The organism is Thaumasiovibrio clandestinus (genome assembly GCF_047250365.1).
In the GTDB taxonomy this organism is placed as follows: domain Bacteria; phylum Pseudomonadota; class Gammaproteobacteria; order Enterobacterales; family Vibrionaceae; genus Thaumasiovibrio.
Genome location: NZ_JBLBVL010000001.1, coordinates 358458 through 376640 on the forward strand (window position 1 = coordinate 358458; position 18183 = coordinate 376640).

At 45.2% G+C, this 18183-nt stretch carries 16 protein-coding genes; 5 read left to right on the forward strand and 11 right to left on the reverse strand.

Features of this window, described 5'->3' with window-relative positions; genetic code table 11:
* Nucleotides 1–119 precede the first annotated feature (119 nt).
* Genes mukB through cmoM form a run of 4 tightly spaced genes read right to left on the reverse strand, consistent with a single transcriptional unit; the run spans nt 120 to nt 7426 of the window.
* On the reverse strand, nt 120–4616 hold the full coding sequence (mukB, locus tag ACKLNH_RS01720; protein WP_413110502.1) for a chromosome partition protein MukB: 4497 nt from the start codon (nt 4614–4616) through the stop codon (nt 120–122).
* Nucleotides 4616–5323 carry a chromosome partition protein MukE gene (gene mukE, locus ACKLNH_RS01725; RefSeq protein ID WP_413110503.1) on the reverse strand — a complete coding sequence of 236 codons (708 nt, stop codon included), beginning with the start codon at nt 5321–5323 and terminating at the stop codon, nt 4616–4618. The genes mukB and mukE overlap by 1 nt, the downstream gene beginning before the upstream one ends.
* Complete coding sequence (gene mukF / locus ACKLNH_RS01730) at nt 5304–6626, reverse strand: chromosome partition protein MukF (protein ID WP_413110504.1); 1323 nt, start codon at nt 6624–6626, stop codon at nt 5304–5306. The genes mukE and mukF overlap by 20 nt, the downstream gene beginning before the upstream one ends.
* Complete coding sequence (cmoM, locus tag ACKLNH_RS01735) at nt 6623–7426, reverse strand: tRNA uridine 5-oxyacetic acid(34) methyltransferase CmoM (protein WP_413110505.1); 804 nt, start codon at nt 7424–7426, stop codon at nt 6623–6625. Before cmoM ends, mukF begins: the two co-directional genes overlap by 4 nt.
* Nucleotides 7427–7542: 116 nt before the next feature.
* Between cmoM and elyC the strand changes: the two genes are divergently transcribed.
* A complete protein-coding gene (gene elyC / locus ACKLNH_RS01740) occupies nt 7543–8334 on the forward strand; it encodes an envelope biogenesis factor ElyC (RefSeq protein WP_413110506.1) in 792 nt (263 codons plus the stop codon).
* An 80-nt stretch (nt 8335–8414) separates the two neighbouring features.
* Here the strand turns inward: elyC and ACKLNH_RS01745 are convergent, their stop codons facing one another.
* Entirely contained in the window at nt 8415–8999 is a 585-nt protein-coding gene (locus ACKLNH_RS01745; RefSeq protein WP_413110507.1) for a TfoX/Sxy family DNA transformation protein, read from the reverse strand.
* Nucleotides 9000–9268: 269 nt separating this feature from the next.
* Here ACKLNH_RS01745 and ACKLNH_RS01750 point away from each other — a divergent pair, with 269 nt between their 5' ends.
* The 4 genes from ACKLNH_RS01750 (at nt 9269) to ACKLNH_RS01765 (ending at nt 11945) form a co-directional block, all read left to right on the forward strand.
* Nucleotides 9269–9841, forward strand: coding sequence for a hypothetical protein (locus ACKLNH_RS01750; protein WP_413110508.1), 573 nt, complete (start codon nt 9269–9271; stop codon nt 9839–9841).
* 2 nt (nt 9842–9843) lie between these two features.
* Nucleotides 9844–9993, forward strand: a complete 150-nt coding sequence (locus tag ACKLNH_RS01755; protein WP_413110768.1) for a hypothetical protein — start codon at nt 9844–9846, stop codon at nt 9991–9993.
* Nucleotides 9953–10873: an HDOD domain-containing protein gene (locus ACKLNH_RS01760; protein WP_413110509.1), complete on the forward strand. Its 921-nt coding sequence runs from the start codon at nt 9953–9955 to the stop codon at nt 10871–10873. The genes ACKLNH_RS01755 and ACKLNH_RS01760 overlap by 41 nt, the downstream gene beginning before the upstream one ends.
* Nucleotides 10874–11036: 163 nt before the next feature.
* Nucleotides 11037–11945, forward strand: coding sequence for a LysO family transporter (locus ACKLNH_RS01765; RefSeq protein ID WP_413110510.1), 909 nt, complete (start codon nt 11037–11039; stop codon nt 11943–11945).
* A 78-nt stretch (nt 11946–12023) separates the two neighbouring features.
* Here ACKLNH_RS01765 and ptsG read toward each other — a convergent pair whose 3' ends face one another.
* The 6 genes from ptsG to pabC all read right to left on the reverse strand — a co-directional run bounded on the left by ptsG (nt 12024) and on the right by pabC (nt 18171).
* On the reverse strand, nt 12024–13457 hold the full coding sequence (gene ptsG / locus ACKLNH_RS01770; protein ID WP_413110511.1) for a PTS glucose transporter subunit IIBC: 1434 nt from the start codon (nt 13455–13457) through the stop codon (nt 12024–12026).
* A gap of 469 nt (nt 13458–13926) precedes the next feature.
* A complete protein-coding gene (locus tag ACKLNH_RS01775) occupies nt 13927–14700 on the reverse strand; it encodes a TatD family hydrolase (RefSeq protein ID WP_413110512.1) in 774 nt (257 codons plus the stop codon).
* A complete protein-coding gene (locus ACKLNH_RS01780) occupies nt 14690–15682 on the reverse strand; it encodes a DNA polymerase III subunit delta' C-terminal domain-containing protein (RefSeq protein ID WP_413110513.1) in 993 nt (330 codons plus the stop codon). Before ACKLNH_RS01780 ends, ACKLNH_RS01775 begins: the two co-directional genes overlap by 11 nt.
* A 23-nt stretch (nt 15683–15705) precedes the next feature.
* Nucleotides 15706–16341 (reverse strand): dTMP kinase, encoded by a 636-nt coding sequence (gene tmk, locus ACKLNH_RS01785; protein ID WP_413110514.1) that lies wholly within the window; start codon nt 16339–16341, stop codon nt 15706–15708.
* Nucleotides 16342–16349: 8 nt separating this feature from the next.
* Nucleotides 16350–17366, reverse strand: a complete 1017-nt coding sequence (gene mltG / locus ACKLNH_RS01790) for an endolytic transglycosylase MltG (protein ID WP_413110515.1) — start codon at nt 17364–17366, stop codon at nt 16350–16352.
* Entirely contained in the window at nt 17359–18171 is an 813-nt protein-coding gene (gene pabC, locus ACKLNH_RS01795) for an aminodeoxychorismate lyase (RefSeq protein WP_413110516.1), read from the reverse strand. Before pabC ends, mltG begins: the two co-directional genes overlap by 8 nt.
* Between the last annotated feature and the right edge of the window lie 12 nt (nt 18172–18183).

Below are 18183 nucleotides of genomic sequence, written 5' to 3' on the forward strand. Positions count from 1 at the left end.
ACCCTTATTGACACAACTATTACATTGTCGCGCTTTTTAAGCATGCCTTAAAGGAAGGCAAAACGCCCAACTAACTGCATAATTTGTTAGTTGGGCGTCATTTGATTCACTTATATTACTTAACTAAAATCAATGCTTAATGTTTCAGTGTTACCCGTCACATCCTCTTGTTTTAATGCTGTATTTTCAAGTGGTGGTGCCATTGTTTGCTGCCCAAAGCCTTTTAAACCCACAACATGCACATGTTCACGACCATTAAATATTTTTCGCACTAATTTGTAGGTCGTTCCCTTCTCCGGTGAAATATTTTCTGGTGCCGCGATTAATAGTTGCATATCAAGTCGATCGCATAATTCAAATAGCGTAGCAATGGATTTCGCATCTAAACGTGCCGCTTCATCAAGAAACAGTAAACGACAAGGAATAATGTCCTTGCCGCGTAAACGTCGAGATTCTTCTTCCCAGCTTTGAATCACCATCAATAGAATGGATTGCCCAGTACCAATTGCCTCACCAGTTGATAACGCACCAGATTCAGCTTGAAGCCATCCATCGCTACCGCGATTCACTTCTACCCCTAATTCAAGGTAGTTGCGGTAATCAAGCAGCTCTTCTCCCAATATTTGCGGTGAGCGCTGTCCTACATCAATATGTGGATTTAGACGCTGGAATAACTTCGCCATCGCCTCTGAAAAACTCAAGCGCTGATTACCAAACAAATCTTGATGCTGCTCTTGCTGCTCAGCCAATCCTGCCAGCAACAAATCATGCGATTCCCTAATTTTAACCGTCAGCCTAACGCCTTTAACCTGTCCAAACGCAATGTTCTGCAGCCCTTGATTCAACATCCGTATACGGTTTTGCTCGCGGACAATGGTTTTGCGAATAATGCTAGCCACTGACTCAGAGCTAATAGCCAAACGATGTTCGCGTTGAGTGAGCTCTTCCGTCAGACGAGCCAGTTCGACTTCCATCTCTTCAATGGCTTCAACAGGGTCATCGGTACGAATAATATCATGACGAATACGATCTCGAAGATGCTGATAGACAGCGATATAGAACAGCACCTTACGCTCTGGGCGCGAGGCATCTTCAGATTGTCGTAAGCTATCTCGTAATTCATCGTTATCGGCGACAGCTAGGCGCAACGCACCCAAAGCTTTATCAGAGAGCGATCGCAGCTCGCCACTGCTCTTATATGCCATTTCTCGGCGTTGTAAGCGCCGCTCTACGTCATGCTCTCGCGCTAGGTGCATAACATCGCCCCACCCCGCCTTCGCATTGACCACCAGCTTACGTAACTCTCTGTATTCACGCTGTTGCTTGCGCAGGCGCTTTAGCACGCCTTTATGTTCTATCTCTGTCGCTAATAGGCTCTTTTCTAACTCTCGGCAACGAGTTCTATTGCTTTGTAGTTGTTGATGCAAGTCATCGCGGCGTAAACGGGTTCGCTCTTCTGCTTCAGCATCGGCATGGACACCTAAATCTTGAAGCTCTCGAACAAACTCTTGCACTGTCTCATTCTTGGCTTGATGGGCACTCTTTAACGAAGCCAGCAATTGATTATATTGACTATTCTGTCCTTGAACGAGTTTTAGCTGGTCGCGATTGCGCTGCCGCGTTTGTTCCGCGATATCTAGCTTACGCTTTAACTCATCATTAAGTTCGCTACTTTTGCCCAATAGTTGCACGGCATCGGCATACGCAAAATAGGCTTTGCGCTCGAGCAGGTCTTCACATGCGAAGAGTTTCGCTTTTAGCTGTTGCAGTGCACTGTCTTGGTCTGAACACTGCTGAGCCAATTGATCAAACTGCTCTGGATCAGCATCCAGTGCATGCAGGTGTTGCTCTAATTGCGTTAACGTCTCTCCATGTTGGCGAAGAAAAGACGCAGCGTCGTTAAGTTGTTGCAACTGCACTTCTAATGCTTGGAGCTGCTCGGTGAGTGACGCGTTACCAATCAGATCAACATGAGGTTGTAACTTAGATAACAGACCAATGGCATCACGGCTTTGACTTACCTGGCTACGCTGCTGTGCTTCTGTGTTCTCCAGTTCTGACAGTTGACGAGTCAGCTGATTGCGCTTATCACGATTGGTTACAATCAGTTGTTCTGGATCCGCATCGAACGCAATAGCCAAATGACGACCAACAAAACGGTTAAAGCTCTGATAGAGGCGCTGTAATTTTTGTGAATCAAACGCCGCTTTGGCATGGGATTCAATCAATGCTTCCCGCTGCTGTCGGAGTTGCTCTAAGCGTTGTTCGCGCGCAGCACGCCCGAATAAAGGAACCTTAGGAAAACGTGAATAACGCAGTTGACGATCGTTAAGCTGGACGCATACCGCATCAGCCAGTTCAGCTGCATCAAAAACGTTGTCATCAAAAGCATCTGCGTCACCTTCAATAATATAAAGGTCGTCTGGGCAGGCATCCAAACGCGCCAGCTTTTCTTTTACTTCGCTAAGATCAGGTACAACGATAGCATGACGAGCAGGACCATACATGGCACTGAAAAACGGCGCATCATCTAAAGTAATATCATCATAAATCTCGGATAACAGTATACCGCCTAGTGCATCAGCCAGCCCTCGCAACTGATTATCGTCACTACCACCGGGTTGCGACAAGTTTTCAATTTGCTTCTCTAGTGCCTGCTTTTGTTGCCCCAGAGCATCGCGCTGTGCAGAAATATCACGCTCACGATTCAACGTATTTTGCATCGCTTCCATCACTGCATCACTATGAGGCAATGTCTGTTCATATTGCGACTGCAACAACTCAAGCGCTTCGTTGGCCTCAATCCAAGCCGGTGCTTGAGCGGCTAATTGCTGATGACGTTCTTCTACTGAGCGCAGTTCTCGCTTCACTTCACTGCGTCTATCTGCCGCACTATCTAGTGCCTCAGTGAGAAATTCCAACTTAGAATGATGCGACTCAAGTTCACTCTCTACCTGTGTTGCAGCAGAGATTAGATAACCATGGCGCTGTTGATACTGGTTTATCCACTGCTTAACCGCGTGCTGGGTATCAACTTGCTTGGCGATATTTTCATGTTGGCGTTTTAACAGATCGCTTCGCTCTGTTAGCAGACGCATTTCACGCCCTTGCTGCAAGAGTTCACGGGCTTTCTCTGCCGCATCCTGACGGGGAACATCTCCACAGACAGAGCGAACCAAAGCTAACCCATTATCAAACTGATGCATCGCAGCTTGAGATAGATCTAAACGGTGCTTAATCGCCAGCAGTGACTGGGTTAACTCCACCTCGTTATGCTTTAGCTCACCCACTAGGGTTTGCGCATTTTCCGCCGCCAAATTAGGTGAGTCACACAATTGTCTCACCTTCTCTAGCGCCTGAACGGCTTGTTGATATTGAAGCGCTCTTGTCTGCTGCACATCAAGTGCTTGTTGATAATCAGCCAACTGTGACTTAAGGCTATCCACCTCCTCTTCACTATGCAGGGCAGACTCTTCAGCCAACGCTAACTGTTCTGAGGCCTCTTCGACCACCATCATTTGCTCTTCTAGTCGTTCACTGAGCTCTAGAAGGTCTTCATTGTAACGGGTAATTTTCTCTTGTTGACGAACCGCTGTCTGTACCAATTGCAAATGATCCGAGGCTGCTTGGTGATCAACCTCCAAATGTTGCTCGCTCTCTTTGAGCTGACCTAGTTCGACCTGCATCTGACTAACGGCATGCAGTTGGCTAGACATGCTATGCTGCAAGTGTTGCAACTCGGCACGTAGTTGCAGTGTCGATTCCACTTTTAAACGGCGTTCATTAACATGCCGCATGTAATCAGCCGCGACGTATGTGGTCGCTTCCGAGATAAGGTGCTTAAACAGATCACGGTCATTTTGCGTTACCTTGATGGCCTCGAGCGTCATGCGGTTCTCACGCAACGCGGCTTCCATATCTTGGAACGCTTTTTTCACGCCACCATTTTGTGGCAATAAATAGTCACGTAATGACTTGGTTATTGCACTAGAAATACCGCCATAGAGTGAGGCCTCAATCAAACGGTAGAACTTGGAACGATCGGAAGTATTGCGCAATTTTTTCGGTAAAACACCAAACTCGAACATAAAGTTATGAAACTCAACCACCGAGCTAAACGCCTTAAACTGCACCGTTTCATGCTCTAAGCAGACTTGCTTCACTTCATTGAGTTGACGAACACGCGCTTCTGTATCTGAAATCGACTCCATTAGGACATCGGTGGGTTTTACGCTTGAAGGCAGGCCCTGAATAATAAATGGTTTTATATCGACTTTCTTATCTCGCCCAGCGACCTGTTGCAGTTTAACGCCAAACAATGTCCGCTGTTTTTTCGAGTTAATCACATCCAATGCCGAATAGCACACCCCCGGCTTTAGTTTTCCATGTAACCCTTTATCGCGAGACGCTGTCGAACTTCCGGCTTCTGTGGTATTGCGAAAGTGCAGTAAAGATTGGTCAGGGATCAGCGTTGTAATAAATGCTGCCATGGTGGTGGATTTACCCGCCCCATTTCCGCCTGATAGTGTTGTGACTAAATCATCAATATCAAAGGTACGCGCAAAAAAACCGTTCCAGTTGATCATCGTTAGTGACTGATACTTACCGCGTTCCATTACAGTTCACCCTCATCTAGCATACCCTGTTGTTCTTCCGTCGCAGGCTCATCCTGTTCATGGTTCGACTGCAACGCGACAGCTTCACCATCTCGGATCAAGCGCAATTGTGCCTCTTTAATGTCATCACTGGTTCGTACATCAGCACCAAAGCGAAAAACAGCTTCACTAATCCGAAATTTGCCTTCTTCACCAACATTCAAAATCATTCCCAATCGTCGTAGTCGTCGCAGTGAGGTTCTCACTTTTTCTTGCAGCTTGACACGGTCCAAATCTGAGCCCGTCGCACGATGGGTGACCAAACGAAGAAGCTTTTTCTCATCCGCTAAAGCGATCAGCTCTTCAAACAGATCGTGATGAGTAAATATTCCCTCATGAGCGAGTCGCTCTGGACTTAAGTATAGAAAACACAATACTTTACCCACCAGCATATCTAGCTCTGAGAGAACACTGCGGCTAATTAATGACGTTGAGCGTGGGCGCAGATAAAAGAAGCTTTCTGGCGCTCTAACTAGCTCGGCATTATAACGCAAATAAAATTGTGCTAATTCGTTCTCAAACTCATGCAGGTATGCATGATTATCTAAATCATCAGAACCGATATGACGGCCTGAACGTAATAGGTTATCGAGCGCTGGGAAAAGAGGATTAGCGATCGCTTTTGCCAACTGTTGTGGCATAAATTCTTCAATATTTGTCAATGACATTCGCTTGTACCTTTGCTCCAAAGTCATTAATGTCTTGCCAATCTGGCTGTACAGCATTTAAATCTGCTTCCGAATAACCCAAACGGACGGCTTGGTCGATAACCAACCGTGCTAAATCAAAATGTTGAGCTTCAGGGTGCGCACTTAAGTACTGCTTTAGTAACAGCCCTAAATTAATGGCTTTTGCGGTCTCTTTGTAATGGGCAAGTTGTTCTGCAATTTGCTCGGCCAATTGGTCGGTGACCTGCGTCAATTGTTCAAACTCTAACGTCTCTGGCGCCATACCCGTCACTTCGTCGTCTTTCAAAACCATCGATTCATCGCGCATATCAAGCAGACGATCGGCACTGGAAAACGTTAGCGTCCACGGCGCGTCAAAATAGTCAGTCACCGACTGACGCAGTCGCTGACTAAAGGCACGGTTTTTATCCATATCTATCGCGGTTCGGATAAATTTATGCACATGGCGATCATAACCAATCCAAAGATCGATGGCTTGCTGACCCCAGTTAACGATCCTATCTAACTTAGATTGCAAGTTATAAACCATCTCGGTTACAAAATTCAGTTCATCGTTATAGAGGGTGTACTCTAGAATATCCAATAGCTGACTTTGTAACTCATCTCCAGCCGCTTGCAAGGTATCTTGCAGCTCTTGCAACGTATTGGACGTTTCATTAAGTAAATGTTCACAGTTTGCTATCGCTGCTTGCCAATCCTGATTAAGCAACTCAGCGATACTCTCTTTAACGTGCTGTTGCTGCTCGTCCATGGTGCGTTGATTCAAATCGATGCGATCGAAAATGTCAGCAACCGAATACTTTAAAACGGCATAGACATTCTTGCGCCAATGATCAGCATTGCCTTGTTGTTGTGCTGCTTGCTTAGCCTTGTCAATCTCATCGGCAACCATTGCAAGTTGAATAGATAATTTCAGGGTCGAGTATTCTTTATGTCGGGCATAATAGTCTGCAATACCGACCGCAAGCGGTGACAAACGGTAAATATTTGCCCCATCCGTCAGTTCACTGGTAAAACGCATAACCAAACGCTGCTTAACCAGCTCGTTAATCGCGTTATTTGCCCGCGTCGTTAATGTCTCTTCATATTGACCAAATTGGTCACTGACAATACGAAACGCGTCAACCAGTTCTCCCTCTTGCAACTCATCATCAATACGCTCTTGGCTTAATATGGCAATGGCCAATAAAAACGCCAGACGCTCGACTGGAAGTTGAATACTGAGATCTTGCTGTTTTACCCAGTTAACCAATTCAGGCACAGTCTGGGATTGTTCACTCATTCAATGTCCTTGCTTACTTCTGAGTGTGCGGGTCCCATTTGCCCCCACACATGAATATATCGACCAAGAGAGACAAATGGCTCTTGGCGGCATAACGATTGCTCCATTGCAATTAACTGCTGCTCGGTATAATCACCTAAGTAGTTGTTTTGCATATAATCATGGAACGTCCTCACCCCTGTTTTGCCTTTAATTACAAAATCATTTTTATGAAGGTGGGCATAAACTTCTTCAGGAACAAGTCCTTTTTGTGGCTGCAACTTAAACCGTTTTCGGTGTGGCATACCCTGTTCGATATGGGTTAAGTTTCCACATGTGAGGTTTTTGAACAGTAGCCCCGTCTGGTTATAAAACATAATCGATGCATAACCCTGAGGCTTTAAGCATGCGAGAACTTGAGAAAGCCCCTCAAATGGCAATTTCAACCACTCCATTACTGCATGAAATAACACTAAATCCACTGGCTTGGGTAATTTTTGTGTCAGATCTTGCACCCCGCAATGTAAAAACTGAAAACGCTCAAGCAATCCTTCACGCTCAACCTCAATACGAGCCAATGCCAACATCTCTTGCGACACGTCGCACAAGATTATATTGTGACCTAGTTGCGCTAACTGCCGGGATAGATGCCCCAGCCCTCCACCTGCATCAAGTACAGTGAGGCTTTGTTTTGGGTGCTCCGCTAGGAGAGACTCCATATCCTGCCAAACAACAGCTTGGCGGATTTCGCCCTTGGTTGAGCCATAAATATTTTTGGCAAACTTGTGGGCGATGTCGTCGAAGTTACGGTCTTCTTTCACGATGGGCTTACATTAGTGTAACATGGATTCATTGACCTATTTTCTCATAAGCCTGCAAGGAATAAAGCTTTGAGATGCACTTTGTCACTCAAGTGCTGCTTTTTCGGACGACATTGATGTTTGAACTTAAAAAAATTATCACCGCATTTATCATGCCACTACCTGCACTCCTACTTTTGGGGCTTTGTGGCATTATTGTTATTGGGCTGCTTAAGCGCCACCGCATCGGCTTAACATGCATTACAGCATCACTTTTAGGTATCTTTTTAATCAGTTTTCAACCTATCTCTACTCGCCTACTTGTTCCCGTAGAAAGGCATTACCCCGCATTTATCCCTCCAGAAACATCGATTGATTTTGTTATGGTGCTTGGTAGTGGGCATGTTGTTGACGAAGCCATACCCGTCACCTCCGAACTATCAAGAACAGCATTAATGCGTTTAGCCGAAGGGATTCGTATCTTGAATTTCTACCCACAAGCGCGTTTAATTCTATCCGGATATGACGGTGGCACCTCAATCAGCCATGCAAGAATGTTGGCAAAAGTTGCCATTGCGTTAGGCATCTCAAAGCAAAGAATTATCTTACTTGAAACGGCAAAAGATACCTGGGAAGAGGCGAATCAGTCACTGGCTATTATACAAGATAAGCCATTTGTACTCGTGACGTCAGCGAGTCACATGCCAAGGGCGATCAACGAGTTTGAGCACATTAATATGAACCCAATTCCTGCACCAACAAATTTCCTGGCCCATACAAATATCCAACAACCATGGGAAAAATACAGCCCTAAAGCCCGCTACCTCGAACAAACGGAAAGGTATTGGTACGAAACTCTCGGCCAATACTGGCAACAATTAAAACGCATGTTAATTGGTGCCGATGAACATATCTCAAACAACGGGTAGACAAAAAAAAGAAAACCCTAACATGCTTAGGGTTTTCTTTTTGTTCTTAACAAGTTTCATCTACGCATCGTAACGGTAGCTTACTGGATCTGCTTTTTTAACTCTTCTTTGTAACACTCATCAAGTAGCGTCCAATGTACATTTTTTACCGCACCAGCAAACATCCAAAGCATTTTGATTTCTGCTTCGCCCTGTTTTGCAACAACGCGTTTATAAACACCGACAGGGCCGAGCGACATAAATGTTTGCACATCCGGCACGCCAGATTTTTTCAATATTCTTTCTAGTGTCAAACGCATGTTAGGTAGGTCACGTATGCGTCTGTTCTTTCCTTGCGCTTTGGCCTCTTTCTCTCTTCTGGCCTGTGCTAAAGACTCTGCTACCAACGTATTGCATAGCTCCGGCTGTTCACGCCTCAATGCTGTAACATCATAATAGTTAACTTCTGCTGTGCTACTGCGTTTAACGTGAATATATTTTCCGCACCCCAGTGATGAGAATTGATCATTCAACTCTGCCCCACCACGCATATAGAGTGCGTCTCCTGTCATAATTGCAAACATCGCTCCCTGATCAAACAACCCTGTACCACCAAACATTGAGCGTTGATCAAACGAGCCATAACTTTCTAGGTACCGCAAAAAATCTTCCTTGAGTGACGGCATGTGGCCTCCATGAACAAAAGAAATCGTGCCAAAAATGTTAACACTGTCTAAATTTCTACTGCTTTCTGCATGAAATGTAGTCTGGTTGCATCACGTCGCATATTCAAGTTTAGACAGAGTGATATGAGATTTCAGACATATTACGCAGTTCGAAATAACTCTGTATGTGACACTTTTAACTCAACATGACATGACTCGCGCTTTTCTAAATCAGTCGATAGATGTTCAACTATCCTTAACATTACATAAACTTTTTATAGAGGTGAGTCATGCATGTATTTCCCTCGACCACGCACCTCCTACCAGGAGGAAACACTGTTCTCGACTTAAATGGTCTTGATGAGTGCCAAGAAATGACTGCCATTCTTGATGACAGCCATGTTTTTGTTCTTTGCATGCTTGATGAATCGCAACAAAGAGATATAACAACGCTTTCAGCGATAGGCACTGTGGTAAAACAAACGGGGATGATCATACGCTCCCCTGAAAGAATGCGTATAACAATAGAGGGGTGCTACAAGGTAGAACTATTGGACATCACCCATACGGAACAACACCTACTTTATGCTGAGATAAGGCGGGCTTCAAATTGGGCTGCAACTCCGATAACACCAGAATATCAACTACTGGCTGATAAACTGTTTGACCTCTTCCAATCAGTGCCAATCATTAGTGACCAATATGGACGGCCTGAATTTGAAGATGTCAGTTGGGTTAGTCAGCGATGGATTGAAATATTACCATTAGAGTCCATACACAAACGAATGCTTATCAGCCAACCGACACCGCAACTAGCGCAACGCTTCCTATTGAAACTTCTCACCTCGGAAACATGGATCTAATTATGAAAAACGGGTTCAATGTCACACTGGCAGGCTACATCATTAGTAAAAACACGTATAATGAAGCGCACAGACCGTCGTTAAAATACAACAATAGCTATAAATCTAACTATGACCCATTTAGCCTTAATGTGGCACACGCCTGCGCATAAGCAAATCTTGACTAGCATTAATAATGAATTTAGAACACGTGTTATCGATGCGATAAAATACAACAAACTATCACTCCCACCGATCCCTGAAGTCGTGTTACGGATCCACAAAATATGTCAAGACGAAGACAGTGCAATTAGAGATATCGCGGATGCCTTAGTTGATGACCCTAGCCTTACTGCCTCTGTTATTCGAGCCGCCAACTCTGTTGTATTTAGCCCTTTAAACGTCACTTGCCATGATATTATTACCGCTGTTTCTCGTCTTGGCATGTACCGCGTTAGAGATATTGTTACCGCTCAAGCCATTGAAGAACTAAAACGATCAGCGGAATTTAGCACTGAATGTAACAAGCTACTTGAAATCAGTGCTAACCAATCACGTTTATTGGCTGGTGCAACAACTTTAGTTTGCAACGGCATTATTAAACACAGTGATGAAAAAACCACGCTCGAACCGGAAAAAGCCCTTCTTGCCTGTTTACTGGCCGATATCGGGCTATTTTCACTAATTAAAGAGTACCAACTCTATCTTGAAGACGGGAACTTCCTCGATTTCAACATCGCGAAAGAGGTGTTTGCCCAAGGGTGTAACAAAGCCAGTATTTTGGTTTTAAAACATTGGGGCTTTGATAACGATTATTTAGAAGTCGCATCAAACAGTTACCTAAGCACTAAAAAAGAGGGCGAAACCCGTTACGTCGACTTAGCACGCATGGCGAACCACCTGCTACTCTTTCGTAATCAAGATGACAATTATTTTGAGCATGAAGTGGAGCTTGACCTTGCCGGGGCCGAAGCGATGTATGAATTAAGTAACCTCAGCAATCAAGAGTTTAAAAGCCAAATACAAGAAATCATTCGAAACAGCGGCCTTTAAGCCAGTGACTCACTGATTATCAACACAGAAGACAGGATGGGGCTAACGACCCCACCTTCTGTTCATACTTTATTGTTCTGACTAACGATTTAGCTCAGTCAAAATTTGACCCTTCTTTGTTCATGGTGCTATCTTGCCCTTTTTATAAGCGGATTAAGCATCAATGATCGCCGGATTACTTCTCATTTTTATCCCTTTGATTTTGGGGTACTGTCTTTCTCTATCAAACCCAAAGCACCTTTACATCGTTAATAAAGCCACATTGTTATTGATCGTTGGCGTACTGACATTAATGGGCATTAGTTTAGCTAATCTCGATAATATCATGCTTAACATTCGCACCATTGCAGTTATTGTTACCATCTTCAGTGGCTCCATTTTGGTGTTAAACCTGATCGGGCTCTATTACTTAAGTAAAAAAATAGTCGTCAACACGGTACATTCTTCAACCTCGCATACCAATATGTTTGCCATGGTATTTCAATCTTTAAAGCTGATTGGGTATGTCGTGGCTGGATTTGTTATCGGCGTACTCATTCCAATTCCCCCATCGATTGTTGAAAGCGCCAGCGAAGGGTTACTCATGCTGCTACTTTTGCTTATTGGTATTGAGCTTAGAAACAGTGGCATCAGCTTACGCCAGATCCTGCTCAACAAAGCTGGACTGGCGATAACTTGCGTAATTTATATAACGTCTTGGTGTGGTGGAATAATCGCCGCTTATATTCTGTCACTTCCTCTATCTCAAGGCTTGGCAATGGCATCCGGCTTTGGCTGGTATACGTTATCAGGCATTCTCATCGGCGACTTATATGGACCAGTTTATGGTGGAGCTGCGTTTATCAATGAGTTATTTCGAGAGTTGCTGGCTCTGATATTGATTCCAGTACTTATCCGCACAAAGCCACTGTGTGCAATTGGTATCGGTGGCGCAACCAGCATGGACTTTACTTTACCAGTAATTCAAACACATGGCGGTGCACAACTGGTGCCTATTGCGATTGTTAGTGGTTTTTTACTGAGTTTATCTGTGCCTGTATTTACCCTGCTCTTCTCTTCATTGCCCTTTTAAACACGGCATCTTGGTATTTTAATCCCACAAAAAAAAGGAAGCCATAAGGCTTCCTTTTTAACAGGGGAATGTGTTTGATTAACCGTGTGTACGGATCCACTCGTCCATATCAGACTTAAGGTTGTCTGACTTAGTACCGAAGATAGCCTGAATACCACCGCCTACGACAACAACACCAGCTGCGCCCAGTTGTTTCAGTTTATCTTGGTCCACTTTTTCAACGCTTGCTACCGCAACACGTAGACGAGTGATACAAGCGTCAAGGTTAGTGATGTTCTCTTTACCACCAAACGCCGCAACTAGTTGCGCAGCCATATCTGTACCAGTCGCCGTTGACGTTGCTTCTTCTGACTCGTCTTCACGACCTGGCGTTTTCAGATCTAGCTTAACAATGGCTACACGGAAAACGGTGTAGTAGATCGCAGCGTAGATTAGACCCATAACTGGGAAGAGCCATGTCTTCACAGAGTTACCAGACAGTACTAGGAAGTCGATAAAGCCGTGAGAGAAAGACGTACCGTGAACCATACCAAGAGTATTGGTGATGATAAACGCAGTACCTGCCAATAGCGCGTGGATAGCATACAGCGCTGGAGCAACGAATAGGAATGCGAATTCGATTGGTTCAGTAATACCAGTTAGGAATGAAGTCAATGCTGCTGAGACCATGATACCGCCCACTTTTGCGCGGTTTTCCGGTTTCGCTGTGTGCCAGATAGCAATCGCTGCTGCAGGTAGACCGTACATTTTGAACATGTAGCCACCAGCTAGTTGACCGAAGCCGTTACCTGCTGCACGTGTTGCATCATCAGCTTCTAGGTAGCACGTTAGTACGCCGTTACGGATTTCACCTGCCGCATTTAGACACTCACCCGCCTCAAAGAAGAACGGTACGTTCCAAATGTGGTGCAGACCAAATGGGATAAGAGAACGCTCTACTACGCCGTAAATACCAAACGCAACCGTTGGGTTTTGGTTAGCAGCCCAGTCAGAAAACGCTGAGATACCGCTTCCAATTGGAGGCCATACAAAAGATAGAACAAGACCCGCACCAATTGCTGCAAAACCAGTAACGATTGGAACAAAGCGCTTACCTGAGAAGAAGCCAAGGTATTCAGGAAGACGAATACGGAAGAACTTGTTAAATGCCCAACCAGCAATCGCACCAACGATGATGCCGCCTAGAACACCTGTATCGATACTATCAACACCCATAACGCCAGCCATTACTGCTAGCGTTGCTGTCATAATGCCGTAACCAACGATAGCGGCAAGGCCTGCAACGCCGTCGTTCTTAGTAAAGCCTAATGCAACACCGACTGCAAAAAGCAGTGGCATCTGGCCGAACACTGAACCACCAGCTTGCTCCATGATGCCCGATAATACTGCTGGCATCCAAGAGAAGTTAGCCGCACCAACACCTAGCAGAATACCAGCGATTGGCAGAACCGATACTGGCAGCATCAGTGCCTTACCGACTTTCTGCATATTCGCAAAAAGGTTCTTAAACATAATGTGCTCCTGAGAATAAATTATAGTTTTTGCTTTATATTTGGGCTGGCGGCTACCTTGAGTAACATCAAATGCCAACGCCATAATTTCCATTTGCGTTCGATACACTCGAAAACGGGGCTAACTATACCCTGTACGCAACTTTCTTTGTGCTACCACGATAGACATCGTTCTCAAAAACGCTAAACCGATCACAAACCCCCCTTTTAATTCAATGCAAAAAATAAATTAAACTACTGACTTAAAAGGAAAAATAAAGCAATTTGAACCAGCTCAAATATCCAGAACAAAGAAAAACTAAAGATATAATGTTAATTGTTTTAACGAAACCAAATACAGTAAAAATATAATTCAGGCCCTAAAATAAATGACCTACTTCTCGAGAATAATGCCGATAGCGCATAACTATTAAGTTAGACGCAAAAAAAACGGGCCACAAGGCCCATTGATAAGATTTTTCAATAAAAACTTATTTTTCTATATTAAATAAGCGAAAGAAGTTTTCACTGGTTATTTTAGCGACATCGACACCAGGTACGCCTTTCAGTAAACCAACATAGTCGGCCACCTCTTTTACATACGCAGGCTGATTCTGTTTACCACGGTAGGGGATGGGAGCCAAATAGGGAGAATCTGTCTCAACCAATAAGTTCTCCAGCGGCAACTGGCTAACAACATGCTTCAATTCCGACGCTTTATTAAAGGTAACAATGCCTGAAATTGAGATATAGAAGCCAAGGGCAATGGCCTCTTGTGCCATGTCTAAACTCTCAGTAAAACAATGCAGCACGCCACCAACACGTTCTGCACCCTCTTCCTTTAAAATACGTAACGTATCTTCTCGAGCCATACGCGTATGAATAATTAGCGGCTTATTCACATCGACAGCGAGGCGAATATGTTGTCGAAATATCTCTTGTTGAGCCTGAGCTAATTCAGGCTGGTAGTGATAATCGAGCCCGGTTTCGCCGATCGCCACGACCTTAGGGTGCATCGCTTGCTCTTTTAATCGATCGTAGTCAAACCCCGCTTCGATATCGAGGGGGTGCACACCACAAGAGGCATACACGTTGTCAAAAGGGGCTATCAACTCCATCATCTGAGGAAACGCATCCAGACCAACGCCCACCGATAAAAAGTGGGTAACACCGCGCTCTTGTGCTTTATTTATTACATCTTCTACACCTGTGTGTAGCTTGTCATAATCTAATTTATCAAGATGACAGTGTGAATCAACTAACACTGCTCTCTCCTTTTATAAAACCACATAACCATTGAGTAACGAGTAACTCTCTATTTAATCCACTGCTTTGTAGTAACTGACTTTGCAATGTTTGAAGCTTTGCCAGTTGAGAAAGCAGCTGCTCGGCGTTACAGTGTGACGCCAAGCGTTGAGCCGACATATACCGGTGCTGGTAAACACACAACGATACCTCAACCCCTTGTTGATGCTTTAACGCATCAAGCAATAACATCTGCAACCAATACAAACCATCATCCCCAGCTTTTACTAATAGCTCGGCATTCCTGTTTAATCCCAGGTAAGGAGGCTGTACTAAATCGGTAAACGCACCAACCAGTTCATCAAGCAACGGTAAGTACCCAGCATCAAGCTTAGCCACGATACCTAAAGGGGACTGCTGATAGAGATGTAAAAAATCCGCATCAACCACTCTCTGTGACTGTTTTAACCACTGCGTGACCTCTTCAGCGCTGATGTAAGGCTGCCGCCACTGGCTACAACGACTAATAATCGTTGGCAGCACACCATCAACACCATTCGCGGTTAACAGATAATGGCACCCTTGTGGTGGCTCCTCAAGGGTCTTCAGTAAGGCATTTGCCGCCGCTTCACCCAACAATTGTGCATCGCGAATCTCGATAATACGGTGACCGCCCAGTTGCGATGTTTCTACCGCCCATCGATTGGCTTGTCGGATGGCATCTACCGTAATTTTCTTGCCTTCTTCTGCCTCTACACAATGATAGTCTGGATGCGTTTGTGCTGCATATAAGCGGCAGCTGTGGCATTGACCACAGGCATCATCATCTAAATTCTGACACAACAGCGCACGGCTCAATGCACGAGTCAAATAATGACGTCCACTGCCTGACGGAGCGAGTAACATTACCGCATGATGCAAGCGACGCTCTCTTATTTGTGCCTGCCACTGCATCCAAAGCGCCGATTGCCATGGCAAAAGCTCAATACTATGCTGATGCATAAAATTCCTCGACCATTCGGCCACTACTGCTCAGAATGCAACGTAAGCCATTGACGCAGAGACGATTCAATCGCGTCACCCACCGCATCAATTGAGCCCGACGCATCGATCGTCAATATCGACTCATCCTGGGCGGCCAACGACAGATAACGCTGACGTGCGCGCTCAAAAAATGAAACGTCCATCTGTTCAATTCGATCTAACTCGCCACGATGACGTGCGCGTTTCAGACCCAGCTTTGGCTCAATGTCCATATATAACGTCAGATCAGGCTTAAAATCCCCCAGCGTTATTGACTTCATGTTCGCCATTAGCTGAGTGTCGAAGCCACGACCACCGCCTTGGTATGCTTGCGAGGACAGATCATGCCGATCACCAATCACCCAATCGCCACGAGCAAGCGCTGGCTTAATCACCGTATCAACTAATTGAATTCGAGCGGCATACAGCAGCAACAACTCGGCCATATCGGTGAGCGGTTCCTCAGGATGCCCCTCTTTAATCAAGTCACGCATTTTTTCCGCCAGTGGCGTACCACCCGGCTCTCGTGTATTAACGTAATTAATACCAAACTCAGATAGAACACGCTCAATGCGCGAAATGGCGGTACTCTTCCCCGCGCCTTCCAAGCCCTCTATTACAATAAATTTTCCTAGCATAACTCAGCTTATCTTTGTGAACGTTCCCACTGGCGATAGACTCGCACAGCTCGATTATGTTGTTCTAACGTGGTTGAAAAGGTATGACCACCTTTCGTATCCGCAACAAAATAGTAGTAGTTACTGTCTGGCGGATTCAGTGCTGCCAAAACAGAATCGCGACCTGGCATCGCGATCGGTGTCGGTGGCAGGCCTGCAATAGTATACGTGTTGTAAGGGGTTGGTGTACGCAACGCTGAACGAGTGATCACACCACGATAACTGTCACCCATTCCGTAGATAACCGTTGGGTCTGTTTGTAAGCGCATACCTTTCTTTAGGCGATTATTAAACACCGACGAGACCAAACCTCGCTCTTCGGCCAATGCGGTCTCTTTTTCTATGATGGATGCCATAATCAACACTTCATACGGCGTCTTCAACATCAAGCCTTTATCACGACTGTCCCACGTATTACTTAACAATGTATCCATGGCACGATAGGCACGCTTTAATAGCGTTAGATCAGACGTACCATACGTAAAATAGTATGTCTCAGGTAACAGCAAACCTTCTAACTTTTCATTTGATGCCCCTAACACCTTAGCAATCTCAGCCTCTGTCATCGTTGCCGTTTCAGAAACCAAATATGGCGTCTGTTGCAACAGGGCCAACCAATCAATAAAACGTTCGCCTTCAAGCAAGGTAATAGAGAACTGATGTTCATCGCCTCTCACAATCAAAGCCAGCGCATCATCAAAATGCATGCCTTGCGTCAGCATGTATGTTCCTGCCTTAACAGCAGATAATTCTGGCCGCAAATGGCGAATATACTGACGCCAAGGGCTCTCCTCTATCCACCCTTGCTGTTCGAACTGACGAACCACGGTGGCGAGGTGACTCCCCGGCGCTACCGTTAGTAACGTTTCCTGCTCAATCAATAGAGGAGAAGAACTACTTAACTTGACTTGATTTACTGCCCAATACGCTCCGGCAGCGGCTATCACTGCAAAGATAGCTAACACCAACAACAGTCGTTTAATCACAATACAAACTCTTCGCTAATAATGAGAAAATTTTGCCTTTTTTATAATGATGGCCGTTAAACTCGATAACGGGAACCAGCATCATCAGGCTGTTAGAAACAAATACACTTTCAACCGACAGTAAGTGCTCCGGTTTAACCGCCACTTCTGATATCGCGATATTCAGTCTGTTTGCTTGGTCAATAATGACCTGTCGCATTACGCCAGCGACCCCTGATAACGACAAGTCCGGGGTATATAATTGGTTACCCTGCTCCCAAAACAGATTCGCAATACCAGTTTCGACAACATGACCATTTAAGTTACATACCACTGCGTCTTGCCAGTGTTGATGGTCTATCTCTTGACGCACCAATACCTGCTCTAACCGGTTTAAATGCTTCATTCCGGCCAGTAATGGGTTTAAACCTAACTGTGTGTTACATAACCCTAATGCTATCCCTTGTTCTCGCAAAGTCGCGTACGTTGGTGGCATCATCGCGGTGGTTATCACCACATTAGGGGTAAAATCAGCCGCGCTGCTATAACCGCGTCCGCCTTCACCACGCGTGATAGTAACTTTAATCACTCCGCTATTGCCTAGCCCTCTCGCTTGCTCTTCAACAACACCCCGCAACCGGGCAAAGTCGATAGCGTCAATACGCAATCGCGATAAGGTTTGCTCAAAGCGCTTGGCATGATAGTCCCAATACAATGGTTGGCCATGTCGCACCGCTATCGTGCTAAAGCAACCATCTCCGTACTGAAAACCTCGATCATTGACAGACAATGCGCTGTTATTTGTAGTGGCTATCTGTACCTGCATTCCTTTACCCAT